Consider the following 4,474-nt stretch of genomic DNA (forward strand, 5'->3'; position numbering starts at 1 on the left):
CGTCGGGCAGTTCGACCTCGAGCACGGCCGGCTCACTCATGCGGCTGCCCGTTGACCAGCGCGCGCAGCGGCGCAAACAGGTCCGAGGCCAGCAGGCCGCGCTCGCCCGCCGCGGCGGCGAGATCGCCGGCGCGCGCATGCAGGCCGACGCCGAGGCAGGCCGCCGGCCACGGCGCCTGCCCCTGCGCCATCAGCGCGGCGATCACCCCGGTCAGCACGTCGCCCATGCCGCCCGAGGCCATGCCGGGATTGCCCCAGCGGCAGACGGCGACGTCGCCGGAGGGCGACGCGACCAGCGTGCCCGCGCCTTTCAGCACCACCACCGCGGCGTAACGCTGCGCCAGCGTGCGCGCGGCGGCGTAGCGGTCGCGTTGCACGGCGGCGACCTCGCAGCCAAGCAGGCGCGCGGCCTCGCCCGGATGCGGCGTGAGCACGGCCGCGTCGCGCAGCGCGCGCGGCTCGCGCGCCAGCAGGTTCAGCGCGTCGGCGTCCAGCACCAGCGGGCGTTGCGCGTCGAGCAGCGCGGTCAACCACAGCGCGTGGCCCCAGGCGCCCTGCCCCAGGCCGGGGCCGAGCGCGATCACGTCGGCGCGCTCGCACGCGGCTTGCAGCGCCTGCGGGCCGTCGACCGCGCGCGGCATCAGCTCCGGGCGCGCGGCCAGGATCGGCGCGACGTGCTCGGCGCGCGTGGCGATCTCGACCAGCCCGGCGCCGACGCGCAGCGCCGCCTCGCCGGCGAGACGCGCCGCGCCGCCCATGCCGTGGTCGCCGCCGATCACCAACACGCGGCCGTAGTCGCCCTTGTGTCCGCCGCGCGCCCGCGGCGGCAACGCCTCCGCCGTCAGCAGGCGCGCATCCGGCGCGTGCGCGGCGTACAGCGCGTCCGGCAAGTCGAGCGTCGCCAGTTCCAATGCGCCGCAATGATCCGCGGCCTGTCCGGTGAACAGGCCGCGCTTCCAGGCGACGAAACCGACCGTCGCCGCGGCGCGCACGGCGGCGCCGGGCGCATGGCCGCTGTCGGCATCGAGGCCGGACGGCACGTCCAGCGCCAGCACCGGCGCGCCGCCGGCATTCAACGCCTCGATCAGTGCCGCCGCCTCGCCTTCCGGGGCGCGGTCGAGGCCGATGCCGTACAGCGCATCGACGTACACGTCGGCGGGCGGCAGCGCCTCGCTCCAGGGCTCGATGCGTCCGCCGGCTTCGAGCAAGGCGGCGCGCGCCTGCGCCGCATCGCCGCGCGCGGGCGACGCCGGCGCCAGCACGCGCACCGCCATGCCCGCTTCCAGCGCGAGCCTGGCCAGCACGAAACCGTCGCCGCCGTTGTTGCCGGGACCGCACAGCACGCCGATGCGCACGGCCTCCGGCCAGCGCCGCCGCAGCGCGGCGAACGCCGCCCAGCCGGCGCGCTGCATCAGGTCGTGGCTGCCGACGCCGAAGCGCGCGGCGTCGCGATCGAGCGCGCGCGCCTGCGCGGCGGTGTACAGCGCGGAGAGGGCGGGGATCGAGGTCACGGCGCGATTATACGGAGCGGCGCGGCGCGACCGCCCGCGCGCTCGCCTAGAATCGACACATGTCCGCGCCCGCACCCTCGCCGCCCGCCGGCATCGACTACGCCGCGCTCGCCGCCGACATCCGCCGCTGGGGCGCCGAACTCGGCTTCCAGCAGGTCGGCATCGCCGACGTGCGGCTCGCCGAGGACGAGGCGCACCTGCTGGACTGGCTGCAGGCGGGCTATCACGGCAGCATGGATTACATGGCGCGCCACGGCGTCAAGCGCAGCCGTCCCGCGGAGCTGCAGCCGGGCACGCTGCGGGTGATCTCGGTGCGCATGAACTACGCGCCGGCCGACATCGGCGAGGCCTGGTCGGTGCTGCGCGATCCGACCCTCGGCTACGTCTCGCGCTACGCGCTCGGTCGCGACTACCACAAGCTGATCCGCAGCCGCCTGCAGAAGCTGGCCGAGCGCATCGCCGCGGTCACCGGCCCGTTCGGCTACCGCGCCTTCGCCGACTCGGCGCCGGTGCTGGAGAAAGCGCTGGCGCGCAATGCCGGCCTCGGCTGGACCGGCAAGCACACCCTGCTGCTGAACCGCGAGGCCGGCTCGTACTTCTTCCTCGGCGAGCTGTACACCGACCTGCCGCTGCCGGTGGATGCGCCGGTGTCCGCGCACTGCGGCAGATGCACGCGCTGCATCGACGTCTGCCCGACGCAGGCGATCGTCGCGCCGTACAAGCTGGACGCGCGCCGCTGCATTTCCTACCTCACCATCGAGCGGCGCGAGGCGATCCCGCCCGAACTGCGCCCGCTGATCGGCAACCGCATCTTCGGCTGCGACGACTGCCAGCTGGTGTGCCCGTGGAACAGGTACGCGCAGGCCGCCACGGAGCCGGACTTCGCCCCGCGCCACGCGCTCGGCAGCAGCAGGCTGGTCGAATTGTTCGCCTGGAGCGAAGAAGAATTCCTCGCCCGCACCGAAGGCATGGCGATCCGCCGCGCCGGCTACGAAGGCTGGCTGCGCAACGTCGCCGTCGCGCTGGGCAACGCGCCATACTCCGGGGAGGTCGTCGCCGCGCTGCAGGCGCGCGCCGACCACCCCTCGGCGCTGGTGCGCGAGCACGTCGCCTGGGCGCTGGAAGAACAACGGCGGAAACGCGGGCAGCCGTAGGCCGCGCGGGGCGACGACGAACCGCGCGCCGCGGAGCGCGCAGCGCGCGGGCGCGATGCGCCTCGCGGCGCTCAGCGCGCCTCGCGCCGCGCCTGGATCGCCTCGATCAGCGCGCGCGTGGAGGGATCGAACGCGGCGCCGGCCTCGGCATCGCCGTCCAGCGCCGGCAGGATCGCCGAGGCGATGGTCTTGCCGAGCTCGACGCCCCACTGGTCGAAGGCGTTGACGCCCCACAGGCAGCCCTGCACAAACACCTTGTGCTCGTACAGCGCGAGCAGCATGCCGAGGCTGTGCGGGGTCAGCGCGTCCAGCAGGATCACCGAGCTGGGACGGTCGCCGGGGAAGGTGCGCTGCACGGCCAGCGCCTCGCGCGCGGCGGCGTCGCCGGCCGACGCCTCCGCCAGCGCTTCCTCGCGGGTCTTGCCCAGCGCCAGCGCCGCCGCCTGCGCCAACAGGTTGGCCAGCAGCGCGTCGTGGTTGTCGGCGAGCGCGTGGTCCGGGCGCACCACGCCGACGAAGTCCACCGGCACCACGTCGGTGCCCTGGTGCAGGGCCTGGAAGAACGCGTGCTGCACGTTGCTGCCGACGCCGCCCCACAGCACCGGCACGGTGGCGTCGGCGAGCGCGCCGCCGTCGGCGCGCACGCGCTTGCCGAGGCTCTCCATCTCCACCTGCTGCAGGTGCGCGTACAGCTCGCGCAGGCGGTCGGCGTAGGCGATCACGGCGAAGCTGGGGTAGCCGAGCGCGTTGCGGTTCCAGATGCCGGCCAGCGCCAGCAGCACCGGCAGGTTGTCCTGCCACGGCGCCTCGCGGAAGTGGTCGTCCATGTGCGCCGCGCCCTCGAGCAGTTCGCGGAAGCGCGGCATGCCGACCGCCAACGCGATCACCAGGCCGACCGCCGACCACAGCGAGTAGCGGCCGCCGACCCAGTCCCACATCGGCAGCACGTGGTTGCGCGGCACGCCGAACGCCACCGCCGCCTCGACGTTGGCGGAGACGGCGATGAAGTGGCGGGCGGCGGCCTCGGCATCGCCGTCGTGCGCGGCGACCAGCCAGGCGCGCAGGGCGCGGCCGTTCAGCAGCGTCTCCTGCGTGCCGAAGCTCTTCGACACCAGCAGCACCAGCGTGCGCCGCGGATCCAGCCGGCGCATCAGCGTACTGGTGGCGTCGCCGTCGACGTTGGGCAGGAAATGGCAGCGCACGCGGCCGGTGTGGTACGGCGCCAGCGCCTCCACCGCCAGGCGCGGGCCGAGGTCGGAGCCGCCGATGCCGACGTGGACGACGTCGGTGACCGTCTCCGGCAGGCCGAGCGCGGCGGTTTCTCCCGTCTCGACCGCGTCGGCGATGTGCGCCATGCGCTCCAGCGTCGCCGCCACCTCGGCGCGCACCGCCGCCGGCGCCGGCGACGGCAGGCGCGAGCCGCCCGCGCGCAGCGCGGTGTGCAGCGCGGCGCGCCGCTCGGAGGTGTTGATCGCCTCGCCGCGGAACATCGCGTCGCGCGCCGCCCGCCAGCCGCGCGCCTCGGCCAGTGCGCCCAGCGCGTCCAGCGCGGCGACGTCGAGCTTCTGCCGGGTCAAATCGAGCAGCAGCGGGCCGAGGCGGCGGCGCAGCCGCGGCGCGCGCGTCTCGTCGCGCAGCAGCGTGCGCAGGTGCAGGGAACGCAGCCGCGCCGCGTGCGCGGCGAGCTGTACGGCGATGCTGGGATCCGCGGCCATGGCTTCCGATGTCGAGAAGGTGAAGCCGCGATGGTAACGGACGGCCGCGGCGGTTTCAGCCGCGGCCGGCGGCGCTCAGGCCGCCTGCTTGGGG

General features: G+C 75.2%; 3 protein-coding genes. 1 reads left to right on the top strand and 2 read right to left on the bottom strand.

What is annotated here, in order from left to right:
* Nucleotides 1–32 precede the first annotated feature (32 nt).
* Nucleotides 33–1,511: a bifunctional ADP-dependent NAD(P)H-hydrate dehydratase/NAD(P)H-hydrate epimerase gene (locus tag MBSD_RS14310; protein ID WP_062537970.1), complete on the bottom strand. Its 1,479-nt coding sequence runs from the start codon at nucleotides 1,509–1,511 to the stop codon at nucleotides 33–35.
* A 59-nt stretch (nucleotides 1,512–1,570) separates the two neighbouring features.
* Here MBSD_RS14310 and queG point away from each other — a divergent pair, with 59 nt between their 5' ends.
* Nucleotides 1,571–2,665, top strand: a complete 1,095-nt coding sequence (gene queG / locus MBSD_RS14315) for a tRNA epoxyqueuosine(34) reductase QueG (RefSeq protein ID WP_062537971.1) — start codon at nucleotides 1,571–1,573, stop codon at nucleotides 2,663–2,665.
* Nucleotides 2,666–2,736: 71 nt separating this feature from the next.
* Here queG and pgi read toward each other — a convergent pair whose 3' ends face one another.
* Nucleotides 2,737–4,380 carry a glucose-6-phosphate isomerase gene (pgi, locus tag MBSD_RS14320; protein ID WP_062537972.1) on the bottom strand — a complete coding sequence of 548 codons (1,644 nt, stop codon included), beginning with the start codon at nucleotides 4,378–4,380 and terminating at the stop codon, nucleotides 2,737–2,739.
* Nucleotides 4,381–4,474 lie beyond the last annotated feature (94 nt).

This window comes from Mizugakiibacter sediminis, assembly GCF_000953855.2.
Taxonomy (GTDB): domain Bacteria; phylum Pseudomonadota; class Gammaproteobacteria; order Xanthomonadales; family Rhodanobacteraceae; genus Mizugakiibacter; species Mizugakiibacter sediminis.